The 15,775-nt window shown below is 65.2% G+C and carries 13 protein-coding genes; 7 read left to right on the plus strand and 6 right to left on the minus strand.

The features are described 5' to 3' along the window. Nucleotides 1–3: 3 nt before the first annotated feature. The 5 genes from B4394_RS01485 to clpS are packed head-to-tail and all read right to left on the minus strand — an operon-like array spanning nt 4 to nt 2,647. Nucleotides 4–285 carry a MoaD/ThiS family protein gene (locus tag B4394_RS01485; RefSeq protein WP_078289084.1) on the minus strand — a complete coding sequence of 94 codons (282 nt, stop codon included), beginning with the start codon at nt 283–285 and terminating at the stop codon, nt 4–6. An 18-nt stretch (nt 286–303) separates the two neighbouring features. Beyond that, entirely contained in the window at nt 304–717 is a 414-nt protein-coding gene (locus B4394_RS01490; protein ID WP_078309334.1) for a M67 family metallopeptidase, read from the minus strand. 39 nt (nt 718–756) lie between these two features. Beyond that, nucleotides 757–1,749, minus strand: a complete 993-nt coding sequence (locus B4394_RS01495) for a P1 family peptidase (RefSeq protein ID WP_078309337.1) — start codon at nt 1,747–1,749, stop codon at nt 757–759. After that, nucleotides 1,746–2,333, minus strand: a complete 588-nt coding sequence (gene aosR, locus B4394_RS01500; RefSeq protein WP_078313935.1) for an oxidative stress transcriptional regulator AosR — start codon at nt 2,331–2,333, stop codon at nt 1,746–1,748. The genes B4394_RS01495 and aosR overlap by 4 nt, the downstream gene beginning before the upstream one ends. An 11-nt stretch (nt 2,334–2,344) precedes the next feature. Beyond that, nucleotides 2,345–2,647 carry an ATP-dependent Clp protease adapter ClpS gene (clpS, locus tag B4394_RS01505; RefSeq protein WP_078289020.1) on the minus strand — a complete coding sequence of 101 codons (303 nt, stop codon included), beginning with the start codon at nt 2,645–2,647 and terminating at the stop codon, nt 2,345–2,347. Between the two features lie 115 nt (nt 2,648–2,762). On the opposite strand from clpS, the gene B4394_RS01510 reads away from it, so the two are divergent. From B4394_RS01510 to B4394_RS01530, 5 genes are read left to right on the plus strand one after another with little or no spacing between them, the layout of a single operon-like run. Further along, a complete protein-coding gene (locus tag B4394_RS01510; protein ID WP_078309341.1) occupies nt 2,763–4,067 on the plus strand; it encodes a nicotinate phosphoribosyltransferase in 1,305 nt (434 codons plus the stop codon). Between the two features lie 18 nt (nt 4,068–4,085). After that, nucleotides 4,086–4,679: a TetR/AcrR family transcriptional regulator gene (locus B4394_RS01515; protein ID WP_078313936.1), complete on the plus strand. Its 594-nt coding sequence runs from the start codon at nt 4,086–4,088 to the stop codon at nt 4,677–4,679. A gap of 24 nt (nt 4,680–4,703) precedes the next feature. After that, nucleotides 4,704–5,258 carry an isochorismatase family protein gene (locus tag B4394_RS01520; protein ID WP_078309345.1) on the plus strand — a complete coding sequence of 185 codons (555 nt, stop codon included), beginning with the start codon at nt 4,704–4,706 and terminating at the stop codon, nt 5,256–5,258. Beyond that, nucleotides 5,255–7,309 carry an ATP-dependent DNA helicase gene (locus B4394_RS01525; RefSeq protein WP_078309347.1) on the plus strand — a complete coding sequence of 685 codons (2,055 nt, stop codon included), beginning with the start codon at nt 5,255–5,257 and terminating at the stop codon, nt 7,307–7,309. The genes B4394_RS01520 and B4394_RS01525 overlap by 4 nt, the downstream gene beginning before the upstream one ends. Nucleotides 7,310–7,328: 19 nt before the next feature. Beyond that, complete coding sequence (locus B4394_RS01530) at nt 7,329–8,786, plus strand: neutral zinc metallopeptidase (RefSeq protein ID WP_078309457.1); 1,458 nt, start codon at nt 7,329–7,331, stop codon at nt 8,784–8,786. A 6-nt stretch (nt 8,787–8,792) separates the two neighbouring features. Here the strand turns inward: B4394_RS01530 and glgP are convergent, their stop codons facing one another. After that, on the minus strand, nt 8,793–11,411 hold the full coding sequence (glgP, locus tag B4394_RS01535; protein WP_078313937.1) for an alpha-glucan family phosphorylase: 2,619 nt from the start codon (nt 11,409–11,411) through the stop codon (nt 8,793–8,795). 75 nt (nt 11,412–11,486) lie between these two features. Here glgP and B4394_RS01540 point away from each other — a divergent pair, with 75 nt between their 5' ends. Beyond that, the gene (locus B4394_RS01540) at nt 11,487–13,559 is read left to right on the plus strand and encodes a maltotransferase domain-containing protein (RefSeq protein ID WP_078314213.1); all 2,073 of its coding nucleotides are present in this window, start codon (nt 11,487–11,489) and stop codon (nt 13,557–13,559) included. Further along, nucleotides 13,556–15,763 (plus strand): 1,4-alpha-glucan branching protein GlgB, encoded by a 2,208-nt coding sequence (gene glgB / locus B4394_RS01545; protein WP_078313938.1) that lies wholly within the window; start codon nt 13,556–13,558, stop codon nt 15,761–15,763. Before B4394_RS01540 ends, glgB begins: the two co-directional genes overlap by 4 nt. The last annotated feature ends 12 nt before the right edge of the window (nt 15,764–15,775 follow it).

Genomic DNA, 15,775 nt, shown 5'->3' on the forward strand with positions numbered 1-15,775 from the left:
CCGCTAGCCACCGGCCACGGCGGGCAGGATGGTGACCGAATCGCCATCGGCGATCACGGTGTCCAGCCCACCCGAGAACCGCACGTCCTCGTCGTTGACATAGATGTTGACGAAACGGTGCAACTTGCCAGGAGAAGCGGGATCGACGAGTCGGTCGGAGATCCCGGAATAGTTGGACTCCAGATCCGTGATCACCGCCTGCAAGGTAGAACCCGTTGCGGTGACGCGCTTCTCGCCACCGGTGTGAGTACGCAGGATCGTGGGAATCGATACTTCAATCGACACTGTGGACATTCCTTTTCTCTAGTACTGCTCAACGATGGTGATGTCCTCTTCGGTGACCACCCCGTCGATAATCCGGTAACTGCGCAGCTCATGCTGCTCCGGATCGCGAGTGGACACCAAGACGTAGTGGGCATCGGGCTCCGCGGCCAAGTTGATATCGGTACGGCTGGGGTACGCCTCGGTCGCGGTGTGGGAGTGATAGACAACCACCGGTACCTCGTCGGCGCCATCCATCTCGCGCCAAACGCGAAGCTGCTCACCGGAATCAAAGCGATAAAAAGTCGGAGACCGCTCGGCGTTGACCATGGCCACGTGGCGCTCGGGACGATCGGACCCCTCCGGACCCGCCAGCACGCCGCAGGCCTCATCGGGGTGGTCGGCACGGGCATGCTTGACCATGGCGTCGACCAGGTCAGCACGAATACGAAGCACCAACAGTCCTTCCCTTCCCTCTGGCGCCGTGGCGGAGCACTACGAAAACGCTCCTGGCAACACGTCACGATATGCGGGTATTCCGGCGACGCTCCCGGCGCCCACCACCGCGCGCACGACGGCCCGCTCGACACAGTCGGCAGCGGCGATCCCCACCGAGACGGTCAGAGCTACGGCATCGCCCCCGCCAGTCCCGGTCGCAAGCACGTACAACGTGTCCCCGTCCATCGGGGTGTGCGCGGGCCTGATCGCCCGTGCCAACCCGTCATGGGCGGCGATCGCTACTCGGCGACATTGCGCCTTGGTCAGCGGGGCGTTGGTCGCCACCACGCCGATCGTCGTGTTCAACGACACCGATTTGTCGGGCAACGCGGCCAGCGCTGCGATCTGGCTGGCCGGGGGCGCGCCCAGTTCCGGCACACACGCAGGGTCCCAGGGCAGCCCTGTCGACGGATTAATAACCAGCCCAACAGGGTTGGCGACAATCACAGCTCCCACCACAATCCCGTTGCCCAGATCCGCACTCGCCGACCCGACGCCCCCTTTGAGGGTTCCGGCCCGGGCTCCGACACCGGCGCCCACCGCACCCCAACTCGGCGCGTCATGGGCATCTTCTGCTGCGCGATATCCGAATTCAGCGTCGGGCCGATTTTTCCAGGCGCCCACAGGCAGGTCGAAGATGACCGCGCCGGGGACAATGGGAACAGTGCCGCCCGGCAGCGCCACTCCCCTGCCTCGTTCCTCCAGCCAGCGCATCACTCCGTCGGCGGCGGCTAACCCGTAGGCGCTTCCCCCGGTGAGCACAATGGCGTCGACCGTCGAGACCGTATTGGCCGGATCGAGCAGATCGGACTCACGCGTTCCCGGAGCCCCGCCACGCACATCGACCGCGCCGGTGGTCCCCGGTGGCGCCAGCACCACGGTGGTACCGGTGGCCCAGCCCGATCCAAGGGCGGCATCGGCGTCCAATCGCTGGTGATGCCCCACGAGTATTCCCGGGACATCCGTGATCGCCCCAGAGAACTGACTCATACCGCCGATTTCCCCATCAACGCGAGCACCAGCAACTCCTGCATCACCGTCAGCCAGTGATAGATGTCCATGTGCCCGGCCATGGGATCGTCGGCGGGCAGCTCCTGCGGGCCGTCGCTGTCGATCCCGAGCATCGCTCCCAGCGCCAATCGCACGTCATTCAGCGCGGTAAGCCATGCGCGCGCGTCGTCCTCGGTCAGCTCGAACCGTCCGCCCTCAGGAGGAAGCGTGCGCAACAACCGTTGTCCCGCCTCGCGTTTAGCATCGATGATCTCTGGCTCATAGAGGCTGCGTAGCGCACTGTTGAGTCCACTGACCGCCTCGATGCTGCTGGTACCGTCCTGGTCCGGACGGTGAAAGTCCGGGAGCAGCCGCCCCAAGGTGACATCGGTGGGGGCCTCGGAGTTTCCCGTCCGAATACCGGTCAGCTGCGCCAATTCGTCACTAGGCGCCGACGATTCGCGCTCGTCCAGCATCGCCAACATCGACGTGACCATCGACTGTACGAGCGCTGCCTCGTGCGGCTCCATTTCCGAACGCAGCCGAGTCCCATCAGACGCGTTGACACGCTTCCACTTTCGCACGGATCAGCGGCTCAGCGATCCTGCTGCAGAGTGGCCCACAGACCGGCTGCGTGCAGCTTGCTGACATCGATCTCCATCGACTCGCGAGCGCCGCACGACACCACAGCCTTACCCTCATGGTGAACCTGAAGCATCAGGTTGGTGGCCTCGCTCTCGCTGTAGCCGAACAGCTGCTGGAACACATAGGCGACATAGTTCATCAGGTTCACCGGGTCATCCCAGACGATGGTGACCCACGGCGACTGGGTCTGGTCGACATGTTCGACAGACCTCTCCGCAGTAGTCCCTGGCAAGGCTCGCGCCGGCGCACCCATGGCCCCAGAATACCGGGACCGCCAACTCTGTCAGCATGAAGTTCGGAGTTCCGCCGTCGGCCCGAAGCCTGTCGGAGCCGGTCATGCACCCCGGTATCCCGCTAACGTGGCGCACATGACGCACTCGCGCACGTCATTGCTCACCGACAAGTACGAGCTCACCATGCTCGCCGCGGCACTGCGCGACGGCACCGCGGGACGTCAAGCCACGTTCGAAGTGTTCGCCAGACGGTTGCCGGACGGCCGCCGGTACGGCGTGGTCGCCGGTACCGCTCGATTACTCGAAGCGCTTGCCGAGTTCCGGTTCGGATCCGAAGAACTGAAGTCACTATCCGATTTTTTGGACAATGACGCACTCCAGTACCTCGCCGGGTATCGATTTGGTGGCGACATCGACGGCTATCCGGAGGGTGAGCTCTACTTCCCGGGCTCCCCGGTGCTGACCGTGCGGGGAACCTTCGCTGAATGCGTCATCCTCGAAACCCTGGCGCTGTCGATTCTGAACCACGACAGTGCCGTCGCCTCTGCCGCCGCCCGAATGGTGTCGGCGGCCGGAGGCCGTCCGCTCATCGAGATGGGATCGCGCCGCACTCACGAGCTGGCGGCGGTGGCCTGCGCCCGGGCGGCCTATCTCGCCGGGTTCGAATCCACGTCCAATCTGGAGGCGCAACGCCGTTACGGCGTGCCCGCTCGCGGCACCGCCGCGCATGCGTTCACCCTGCTTCACGCCAAGGACGGCATGAGCCCCGGCGAGGCCGAACGCGAGGCATTTCGCGCACAGGTGGAGGCGCTGGGTGTATCCACCACCTTGCTGGTGGATACCTACGACATCACCCGCGGGGTCGAGAACGCGATCGCCGTCGCGGGCCCCGAGCTCGGAGCGGTGCGCATCGACTCCGGAGATCTGGGCATGCTGGCCCGGCAGGTTCGAGCACAACTCGACGCCCTCGGTGCGCACCGAACCCGCATTGTGGTCTCCGGAGACCTCGACGAGTACTCCATCGCGGCACTGCGCGCCGAGCCCGTCGACATCTACGGGGTGGGTACCTCGGTGGTCACCGGCTCGGGATTCCCCACGGCCGGCATGGTCTACAAACTCGTCGAGATCGACGGCATCCCTGTGGCAAAACGCAGCAGTCATAAGGAATCCCACGGCGGTCACAAATGCGCCCTGCGCACCGCCAAGCCGACCGGCACCATTACCGAGGAAGTGGTGTACCGCGCGGCCAGCGGCCAGCCTGCGCTGAAGGAGCCGCACCGGACGCTGACCACCCCACTGGCGCGTGGCGGCACGCCCATCACCACCGACTCACTCGACGACGCCAGGGGCCGCGTACACGCGGGATTGCTGAGCCTGCCGTGGGAAGGACTGGGCCTTTCCCACGGGGATCCTGCGATTACCACCCGCCTGGTGGGATAATTCTCGCCCGGAGGACACATGGCAGCCAGAAGGCAATGGGCGGGAACCACTCCCGAGGAGCGTCGGGCGACGCGTCGACGCGCGCTGCTCGACGCGGGCATCGCGGCGCTCGGCGCCATCGACGGCCCGGCGCTGACCATCCGCACCGTATGCAGGTCTTCCGGTGTCTCGGAACGCAACTTCTACGAGGAGTTCGGCGATCGAGACGACTTCGTGCGTGCCGTGTACCAAGACGTCCTCGAATCCGTGATGCGTGTCGTCACCGAATTCGCTGCCGATGGCGACGATTTGGAAACCCGCGCGGTGGAGACCTTCATCGGGGCGACCGTCGACAACCCCGAATATGGCCGCATCATGATGTTGGCTCCTTTCACCGAGCCGACACTCGGCAGCGTCGGATTCGCGGGGTCGATGGCGTTCGCCTCGCTCGCGGAGAAAGCGCTGGTGGACGTCGGCGATCCCGGACGCCGCCGATTTCTGTCGGTATCGCTCGTCGGTGCGGCCTCGGGCGCCATCATCGACTATCTGCGCGGAGATCTAGGCATCAGCCGTGACGAGCTCATCGACTACATCTCACGTATGGGCCGCCAGGTGTCGGCGATCTTCGACTGAGCACAGGCCGGGTACCGTCGATCCATGGGCAGGGCACTTATCGTCGTCGACGTGCAGAATGACTTCTGCGAAGGAGGCTCGTTGCCCGTGCCCGGTGGCGCCGCGCTCGCCCGGACGATCAACAACCTCACCGCGTCCGGCGCCTACGACGCGGTGGTCGCGACGCGCGACTTTCACATCGACCCCGGTGATCACTTCTCCGCGACACCGGACTTCGCGACAAGCTGGCCGCCACACTGCAGGGTCGGTACCCCCGGCGCCGACTTCCATCCGGACCTGGATCTTGGCCCTGTCGACGCGGTGTTCTCCAAAGGCGGTTACTCCGCCGCATATTCAGGCTTCGAGGGCATCTCCACCGAGGGCACCGCACTGGGGTCCTGGCTGCGGGCCCGGGATCTCGACAGCGTCGACGTGGTGGGTATCGCTACCGAGTACTGCGTGGCCGCCACCGCCCGCGACGCCGCTCGCCAGGGGCTTCGTGTTCGTGTGCTCTCCGAGTATTCCGTTGGCATTGAGGAAGAATCGGTGAATCGCGCCCTGGATGAGCTCCGGGACGCCGGCGTCGAGGTGATCCGCTGAACGAGAAATCGAGCGGCGCATCCACATCCACAGGTCTGCTTGCCACCGCCGTCACAGCGCTTGGCGGAACCGAACGCGCCGGACAGCTCACGATGGCCACCGCCGTCGAACACTCCCTACACAGCGGTGAGCACCTCGTGGTCCAGGCCGGCACCGGCACCGGGAAGTCCTTGGCGTACCTGGTGCCTGCCCTCGCCCACGCCATCGAGGAGTCATCCCCGGTCGTGGTCTCGACGGCCACCATCGCGCTGCAGCGTCAACTCGTGGATCGCGACCTGCCCCGGTTAGCGGAGGCGTTGACCCCCTCGCTGTCCCGAAAACCAACGTTCGCGATTCTCAAAGGCCGGGGAAATTACCTGTGCCTCAACAAATTGCATAACGGAGCGGCTTCCGACCAGGAAGCGCCCGACACGCTGTTCGAACCCTTCGCGGCCAGCGCGCTGGGACGCGACGTACAGCGGCTCAATGACTGGGCGGATACCACCAAGACCGGGGATCGCGACGAGCTCAAGCCCGGCGTGCCCGATCGTTCGTGGTCACAGGTCAGCGTGTCGGCACGCGAATGCCTCGGCGCTACGCGGTGCCCGTTCGGCACAGAGTGCTTTGCCGAGCTGGCCCGGCTCGACGCGGGACAGTCGGATGTCGTGGTCACCAATCATGCGCTGCTGGCCATCGATGCCATCGCCGACATCAACATCCTGCCCGAGCATGACGCGGTGATAGTCGACGAGGCGCACGATCTCGTCGACCGGGTAACAAGCGTTGCCACCCAAGAACTCTCGGCAGTTGGCCTCACCGTCACCATCCGGCGTATCGGCCGACTGGTATCCCCCGAGACAGCGAGCCGGTTCGAGGCCAGCTCGGCAACGTTCTCCTCATTGATCCACGACAGCAAGCCCGGCACCATCGACCGCGCGGACGAGGAAACCGTCACCTATCTGACCGCACTGCGCGACGCCGCTGCCGCGGCCCGCACCGAGATCCCCACAGGCCAGTCCACCGACCCCGCCACCGCCGCGGCACGTACGGAAGCAGTTGCCGCACTGGACGATATCGTCGATGCCGCTTCCTTAGCGCTGGCCTGCTGGGGCGAACCGGATATCACGGCCCGCCCCAACGTGGTCTGGCTCGATCATGAGGACAACCGGGGCTCGGTGCGCCCAGTTCTGCGGGTTGCCCCGCTGTCGGTGGCGGGGCTGCTGCGCACTCGGCTGTTCGGACAGCGCACAGTCATCCTCACCTCGGCCACCCTGGCTCTCGGGGGGAAGTTCGACACCATGGCCGCATCCTGGGGCCTGCCCGCCCGCGAACCCAGCACAGACTCTGGCACCGAGACCAAGACCGTCTGGCATGGCATCGATGTCGGGTCTCCTTTTCAGCATGAGAAGTCCGCCATTCTTTACCTCGCGCGGCACCTTCCCGCCCCGGGACGTGACGGACTTGGCGCGGCGACGCTTGATGAGATCGAGACCCTGGTCCGCGCGGCAGGGGGACGCACGCTAGGACTGTTTTCCTCGATGCGCGCCGCCAAGGAGGCGTCCGAAGAGATGCGCTCCAGGCTCGACACCCCCGTGCTGTGCCAGGGTGACGACGCGACATCGGTTCTGGTCGAACAATTCAGTGCGGCGCCCGAAACCTCACTGTTCGGCACCCTGTCGCTGTGGCAGGGCGTCGACGTACCCGGCCCCTCGTTGTCGCTCGTTCTCATCGACCGAATCCCCTTCCCCCGCCCTGACGATCCACTCCGGGCGGCCCGGCAGCGAGCGATCAGCGCACGCGGCGGCAACGGGTTCATGGCGGTGGCGGGCACCCAGGCAGCGCTGCTGCTGGCGCAGGGAACCGGCCGCCTGTTGCGTAGCGCGCAGGACAGAGGCGTTGTCGCGGTGCTCGATTCACGGATGGCGACGGCCGGGTACGGCGGATTCCTCCGGGCATCATTGCCACCGTTCTGGTCGACACACGATTTGTCGGTGGTCACCGCGGCGCTACAACGGCTCACGACTAAGCACAGCGCGACTTATGCTGGAGAGGGCTCCCGCACACGGGGATAGCCCCGACAGAGAGATGGCCATGTCGATTCCGGTCAGGTGGTTTCGCACCCCGGAGCGAATCCTGGCCTGCTGCGCCCTTGCCGCCCTGGCCTTATCAGCCTGCGCCAATATCGTTGAGGGCGCGCCGGTTTCGCAGCTAGGCAACGCATATCAAGTCGCCGGACTCCCTGCCGTCGACGGTCCGTCCGGGTTACGCTCCAATCCCAAACCGGCCGACAAGGCCGTACACGGCACCGACGACGGCGAGATGGACCGGCTTGCGGTAAGCGCCGTCGCTGACATCGAAGACTTCTGGCAAGAGGCCTATCCCAAGACCTTCTGGGCCACGTTTCATCCGGTCGGATCATTGATGTCCTGGAACAGCCAGGGCCCCGGTGGCGCGGACTTCTGTGGCAACCCGACGACCGGCTTCGACAATGCCGGGTACTGCATCAGCCAGAACAGCCTTGGGTGGGATCGTGGCGTGCTGTTGCCCAGGCTGGTGCGAATGTTCGGCGCCATGGCGGTACCCATGACGCTGGCCCACGAATACGGGCATGCCGTCGCGCACCAGTCGGAGATGGTTGACTCTCGGACCCAAACGCTGGTGGGTGAGCAGATGGCCGATTGCCTCGCCGGAACGTACCTGCGGTGGGTGGCCCAGGGCAGCTCACCGCGCTTCACGCTGAGCACCGGAGATGGTCTCAACAAGGTCATCGCGGCGCTCATCGCCTTCCGGGACGATCCCGTCGAGGCGGGCGCCCTCCTCGATGCGCATGGATCCGCATTCGAGCGGGTGTCGGCCTTCCAGCGCGGATTTATGGACGGCGCGGTCGAATGCACCCGAATCGACATGGCGGAGATCGCCAAGCGCCGCGGCGGGCTCCCCGAGAATCTGCCGTCCGGCGAATCGGGAGACACGCCCGTCACCGTCGACACCCTGCGCACGCTGATGAGCGTGCTCCGGGAGGTGTTCGCGTCTGCGGGAAACACAGCACCGCCGCGACTGTCGGTATCGGGGGCCGCGTGCGATGAGCCCGGTCATCGCCGGCAATCCGCGGCTGCGGTGTACTGCCCGGACTCCAACACGGTGGCTCTCGATCTGCCGCGACTGGCCGACCTGGCACTGCCCACCCACGATCAGGGACGGATAACCGGCGACTTCACCGCCTATTCGATGGTTATTTCCCGTTATGCGCTGGCGATCGAGAAACAACGGGGCCTGCCGCTCGACAACGGGCAGAGCGCGCTACGCAGCGCCTGCCTAACCGGTGTCGCTTCGGCAGCAATGGCCAAACCCATCACGCCAACCCAGAAACCTAACCCGATGGTGCTCACCGCCGGGGATCTTGACGAGGCCGTATCGGGGCTGCTGACCAATGGCGTCGTGGCCAGTGATGTCAACGGAACCACCATCCCGGCCGGCTTCTCCCGGATCGATGCCTTCCGCGACGGAGTGGCCGGATCGGCGGATCGTTGCCTCAAGCGCTACGTCTGACCGCTCCTAGTGCTCCAGATCGCTGGCCGCCAGCACCGAGAGGCCCAGCTCGCTGTCGCCGGCCAATAGCGGATGGTGCGGAAGCACCCGCACCGTGTAGCCCACAGATCCAGAGACCGGCAACGTGGTCGTGGCGGAGAACGTCTCCACGCCTCCATCGCGGCTGCCCGTGTGCGTCATCGGGACGATCTCCGAGTCAGAGAGCTTGTCGTCCAGGTCAACTCGACCGATCACGGCCTGCACCGCGACCTCCGAAGGGGCCAGCCCGGACAGCTGAACCGACGCGGTGAGCGTCAACGGTGATCCCAGCAGCGGAGTGTCGGGCAGTCCCGAACTGTCGACGTCGGTGATGACCAGCGACGGCCACACCTGCTGCACCCGCTCCCGATAACGCGCCAGCTCCTTGGCCGGGGCAAACGAAGAATCGGAACCGACGGTGGCGCGCAGCGATTTTGCCGCGGGAGCGTAGTAGCCCACGGTGTAGTCACGAACCATTCTGGATGCCAACACCTTGGGACCCAGCTTCTCCAGGGTGTGACGAACCATCTCTACCCAGCGCTGCGGTGTGCCGTGTTCATCACGTTCGTAGAACTTGGGCGCGACCTTCTGCGCCAGCAGCTCGTACAGCGCCGCGGCCTCCAGGTCATCGCGTCGGGCTTCGTCGGTGACCCCGTCGGCCGTCGGTATCTCCCAACCGTTTTCGCCGTCGTACCACTCGTCCCACCAGCCATCGCGGATGGACAGGTTGAGCCCGCCGTTGAGCGCACTCTTCATCCCGGAGGTCCCGCATGCCTCCAGCGGACGAAGTGGGTTGTTCAGCCACACATCGCAGCCGAAGTACAGGTAGCGGGCCATCGACATGTCGTAATCGGGCAGGAAGGTGATCCGGTGTCGCACATCGGCCTGATCCGCGAATTTGACGATCTGCTGGATGAGCCCCTTGCCACCGTCGTCGGCGGGATGCGACTTGCCTGCCACGATCAGCTGCACCGGCTGCTTCTCGTCGAGGAGCAGCTCACGCAATCGCTCCGGATCACGCAGCATCAGGGTGAGCCGCTTGTACGTCGGGACGCGACGCGCGAAGCCGATGGTCAACACAGCCGGGTCGAAGGCGCTGTCCACCCAGCCCAATTCGGCCTCGGCAGCACCTCGCTGCAGCCACGATGCGCGTATCCGCCGCCGCACATCCTGGATCAGCTGCTCGCGCAGCTGCGACCGGATCCACCAGATGTGCCCGGGATCCACCTCGTGAATGCGCTCCCATCCGCTGGCATCGTTGAACGCCTCGGCGCCGACGAGCTGCTGCCCCAACTCCAACCACTGCGGCGATGCCCACGTGGGCGCGTGCACGCCGTTGGTGATCGACCCGATGGGGACCTCCGCGGCATCGAAGGACGGCCACAATCCATTGAACATCGACCGGCTCACCTGGCCGTGCAACAGCGATACGCCGTTGGCGCGCTGTGCCAGGCGCAGTCCCATATGGGCCATGTTGAACGTGGACGGATCGTCCTCCGCGCCCAGGGCAAGGATGCGATCCACCGGTACCCCGGGCAGCAGCGTGGAATCACCGGACTCCCCGAAGTACCGGCGCACCAAGTCGACGGGGAATCGGTCGATGCCCGCGGGAACCGGTGTGTGCGTGGTGAACACGGTGCTGGACCGGACCACCGTCAAGGCTGTTTCGACATCCAGTCCGTGCTGCCCGATGTACTCACGGATGCGCTCCAGCCCCAGGAACCCGGCATGGCCCTCATTGGTGTGGAACACCTCCGGAGCCGGCACCCCGGCGGAGGCGACGTACGCACGAATGGCGCGCACACCGCCGATACCGGCCAGAATCTCCTGCTTGATGCGGTGGTCCTGATCACCGCCGTACAGCCGGTCGGTGACATAACGCAGTTCCCGATCGTTCTCGGCGATATCTGAGTCCAAGAGCAACAACGGAATCCGGCCCACCTGAGCAACCCAGATCCGTGCCGAGAGCACTCTGTCCTGTGGCATCGGCACCGTGATCAAGATCGGGGTGCCATCCTCATGCGCCAGCAGCCGCAGCGGCAGACCGGCCGGGTCGATCAACGGATACTGCTCGGTCTGCCAGCCATCGGCGGTCAGCGACTGCCGGAAGTATCCGGACCGGTAGTGCAGTCCGACCGCGATGAGCGGCAGACCCAGGTCGGAGGCGGCCTTGAGGTGATCGCCGGCCAGAATGCCCAGACCGCCGGAGTAGTTCGGCAGCACCTCAGAGACGCCGAACTCCATCGAGAAGTAGGCGATTGCGGCGGGCAGGTCGAACGTCTCGGCGGGGTCGTCGCCGGTTCGCTCCAGCTGACGCTGGTACCACATCGGCCGGTTCAGGTAGTCATGCAAATCACCCGCCAGCGCGGCCACCCTGTCGACAAACCCGTCGTCGGCCGCCAGTTCGTCGAGCCGCTGTGCCGGGACCGACCCCATCACCGCGACCGGATCATGGTTGGTCTGGTCCCACAGTTGGTGGTCGATATCAGCGAAGAGATCGCGGGTCGGCTGGTGCCACGACCAGCGCAGGTTGTTCGATAACTCACCCAGCGCCGCCAACCGCTCCGGAAGATGGGCGCGAACCGTGAATCGACGTAGGGCTTTCACCCTTCAGAACCTTACTGAGATTTCGGTTGAGCGCATGTCCGGCGGCGAGATAGGCCGTCTACTACGGTGGACGTGGTGACCGGACGCATAGGCATCGACGATGTCGCCCCCGCGATCTCGGGTGGACGCTATCCGGCCAAGGCAGTCGTGGGCGAGGTCGTGCCCGTGGCGGCAACCGTATGGCGGGAAGGTCACGAGGCGGTTGCCGCGACCCTGGTGGTGCGCTGTCTGGGCCCCAGCTATCCGCAGCTCGCGGAGGGCCCGCTGCGCCGCATCTCGGCCCCTCGCGACAAGGACACAAGCGCGACGCGCATCAAACCGCTGCATGTTCAGATGCGGCCGGGCGGCGCACTCGATCGTTTCCACGCCAGCTTCGTCCCGGACCGGGAGGGTCTCTGGACCTTCCGGGTCGACGGATGGGGTGACCCGATCGCGACCTGGCGCCACAACGTCGAGGCCAAACTGGAGGCCGGGCAGGGGGCCGCCGAATTGGCCAACGACCTGGAGATCGGTGCGCGACTGTTCGAGCGTGCGGCGGCCGGAGTGCCGCGCAAGCGCCGCAAGCCCCTCCTGGACTCGGCGGAAGCGCTGCGCACCCAGGACGATCCAGGAGCACGGTTCCAACACGCGCTCTCCGATGAGGTGCAGGCGCTGCTCGCTGAGTTCCCGCTGCGCGACCTGCTCACGCGCGGCACCCAGTACGGCGTCTGGGTCGATCGCACCCGCGCGTTGTACGGCTCCTGGTACGAGCTGTTCCCGCGTTCCACCGGTGGAGTGGGGCCGGACGGACGCGCCATGCATGGCACTCTGGCGACGGCGGCCGCGGATCTGGCACGGGTCGCCGCCATGGGATTCGATGTGGTCTATCTACCGCCGATTCATCCGATCGGTGAGATAAACCGTAAGGGCCGCAACAATAATCCGGTCGCCGAGCCCGGTGAGGTCGGTTCACCGTGGGCCATCGGCAGCGCCGCAGGCGGCCACGACGCTATCCACCCCGAGCTCGGAACCGTCAAAGACTTCGACCGATTCGTCTCCACGGCACGCAAACTGGGCCTGGAAGTAGCACTGGACTTGGCGCTGCAATGCGCGCCAGATCATCCCTGGGTGGACGCGCATCCCGAGTGGTTCACCGAGCTCCCCGACGGCACCATCGCCTATGCGGAAAATCCTCCGAAGAAGTATCAGGATATCTATCCGCTGAACTTTGACACCGATCCAGCGGGCCTATATACCGAGGTACTGCGCGTGGTGCAGTACTGGATTGCCCACGGCGTCAAGATATTCCGGGTGGATAATCCGCACACCAAGCCCCCCGACTTCTGGCAGTGGCTGATCGGTGAGGTCAAGGCGGCCGATCCCGATGTCCTGTTTCTTTCCGAGGCATTCACCCGCCCAGCCCGGCTCTACGGCCTGGCCCGGCTCGGCTTCACCCAGTCGTACACCTACTTCACCTGGCGCACCGCGAAATCCGAGATCGCCGACTTCGGCAGAGAGATCGCCGCGCAGGCAGATGTGGCGCGCCCGAACCTCTTCGTCAACACCCCCGACATCTTGCATGCCAGCCTCCAACACGGCGGACCGGGCATGTTCGCCATCCGCGCCGTCCTCGCCGGAACCTTGAGCCCCACCTGGGGCGTGTACTCCGGATACGAGCTTTACGAACATGTTCCGCTGCGCGAGGACAGCGAGGAATATCTGGACTCGGAGAAGTATCAGCTGCGCCCCCGCGACTACAAGGGCGCCGTCACGCGCGGCGAATCATTGGAGCCGTTCATTACTCGACTCAACGAGATCCGGCGACTGCATCCCGCCCTGCATCAGCTGCGCAACATCACCTTCCACCACGTGGAAAACGAGGCTCTGCTGGCGTATTCCAAGTTCGACCCGGTAACCGGCGACGCCGTCCTGGTCATCGTGAATCTCAACCCCTTCGGCCCCGAGGACGGCACCATCTGGCTCGACTTGCCCGCGCTGGGCCTGGACTGGCACGAAACCTTCTGGGTGCGTGACGAACTCACCGGTGAGCAGTATCGATGGGGACAGGCCAACTACGTGCGACTCGACCCGCCCAAAGCCGTCGCCCACATTCTCAACCTGCCGCACGTTCGTGAACAGGCCCGAGCGCACCTGGTGTTCCGACCATGACCATGCCCGCGACCTTCGCGAAGCCCGACGCCGCCGATATCGCCAGATTAGTGGCCGGAACCCATCACAACCCGCATTCGGTCCTCGGGGCGCACGAGTATTCGAATCCGCGCGGTAAGGGGCACACCGTCATTCGAGCGTTCAAGCCCGGCGCGACCGCGGTCGCCGCGGTAGTGGGCGAGGAACTCCACCCGATGACCCACCTCGGATCGGGATTATTCGTGGTGGCGTTGCCCTTCCTGAATCTCCTCGACTACCGCCTCGGCGTCGACTACGGCGGCACGTCGCTTATCACCGCCGACGCGTATCGATTCCTGCCCACGCTCGGCGAAGTGGACCTACACCTGTTCAACGAGGGGCGCCACGAGCGTCTCTGGGAAATCCTTGGCGCGCATCCGCGCTCATTCGTCACCGCGGACGGCGAGGTGAGTGGCATCTCCTTTGCGGTGTGGGCACCCAACGCGCACGGAGTCTCGGTGATCGGCGATTTCAACGGGTGGAACGGCAACGACGCCCCCATGCGAACCCTGGGATCCTCCGGAGTCTGGGAACTGTTCTGGCCGGGCATGACGCTCGGCGCCTTGTATAAGTTCCGCGTGCACGGCGCCGACGGGTCGGTGACCGATCGCGCCGACCCCTTCGCGTTCGCCACCGAACTGCCACCGGCCACCGCTTCGCGGGCCACCACCTCGTCGTACTCCTGGGAGGATGGCGAATGGATGTCCCGGCGCAGCACCCGCAATCCCGTGTTCGAACCGATGAGCACCTACGAGGTGCATCTGGCATCGTGGCGCCCCGGACTCTCCTACCGCCAACTAGCCCACGAGCTCACCGAATACATACTGGCTCAAGGGTTCACTCACGTCGAGCTGCTCCCAGTGGCCGAACATCCCTTCGGTGGATCCTGGGGCTACCAGGTGACCTCGTACTACGCTCCCACCTCTCGATTCGGCACGCCCGACGACTTTCGGTACCTGGTCGATGCTCTGCACCGGGCGGGAATCGGCGTCATCGTCGACTGGGTACCCGCGCACTTTCCCAAGGACGCGTGGGCGCTGGCGCGTTTCGACGGGACACCCCTGTATGAGCATGCCGACCCGCACCGTGGCGAGCAGTTAGACTGGGGCACATATGTTTTCGACTTCGGGCGCCCGGAGGTACGCAACTTCCTGGTCGCCAATGCCCTGTTCTGGCTCGATCAGTTCCATATCGACGGGCTGCGGGTGGACGCCGTCGCATCGATGCTCTACCTCGACTATTCACGGCCCGTCGGCGGCTGGACGCCCAACATTCACGGCGGCCGCGAAAACCTCGAAGCGGTGCAGTTCCTTCAGGAGATGAACGCCACCGTCCACAAGCTGCATCCCGGAATTGTCACGGTGGCCGAGGAATCCACGTCGTGGCCGGGCGTCACCCGGGCTACCAGCCTTGGCGGCCTTGGCTTTTCCATGAAATGGAACATGGGGTGGATGCACGACACCCTGGGCTACCTCGGGCGCGATCCCATTCACCGCAGCTTCCATCACCACGAGATGACCTTCTCGATGCTGTACGCCTTCAGCGAGAACTTCGTGCTGCCCATCAGCCATGACGAGGTGGTGCACGGCAAGGGGACGCTGTGGACCCGCATCCCCGGTGACGACCACGCCAAGGCCGCCGGACTGCGCTGTCTGCTGGCCTACATGTGGGCACATCCCGGAAAGCAGTTGCTGTTCATGGGGCAGGAGTTCGGTCAGCGGGCCGAATGGTCCGATGAACGCGGTGTCGACTGGTTCCAGCTGGGCGAAGACGGGTATTCGTCGGGAATCGCGGCGCTGACGGCAGATCTGAATTCCGCATACCGACAGCGCCGCGCGCTGTGGTCCCAAGACACCGCACCCCAAGGCTATTCGTGGATCGATGCCAACGATTCGGCGAACAACGTGCTGAGCTTCCTGCGCTTCGGTGATGACGGTTCGGTGCTGGCATGCATCTTCAATTTCGCGGGCGTAGAGCACAGCAGCTACCGGGTAGGGTTGCCGCTGACCGGTCGCTGGCGTGAGGTCATCAACACCGACGCACTGCAGTACCACGGCAGCGGGGTCGGGAATCTGGGCGAGGTGATCGCCGCGGCGAACCCGTGGCACGGCCGCCCGGCCTCGGCCACGCTGGCACTGCCGCCCGCCGCCGCGATCTGGCTGGAACCCGTCTCAGAGGACCTGTAGACAACATTAGGA

The organism is Mycobacterium sp. D16Q16 (assembly GCF_002013745.1).
GTDB lineage: Bacteria > Actinomycetota > Actinomycetes > Mycobacteriales > Mycobacteriaceae > Mycobacterium.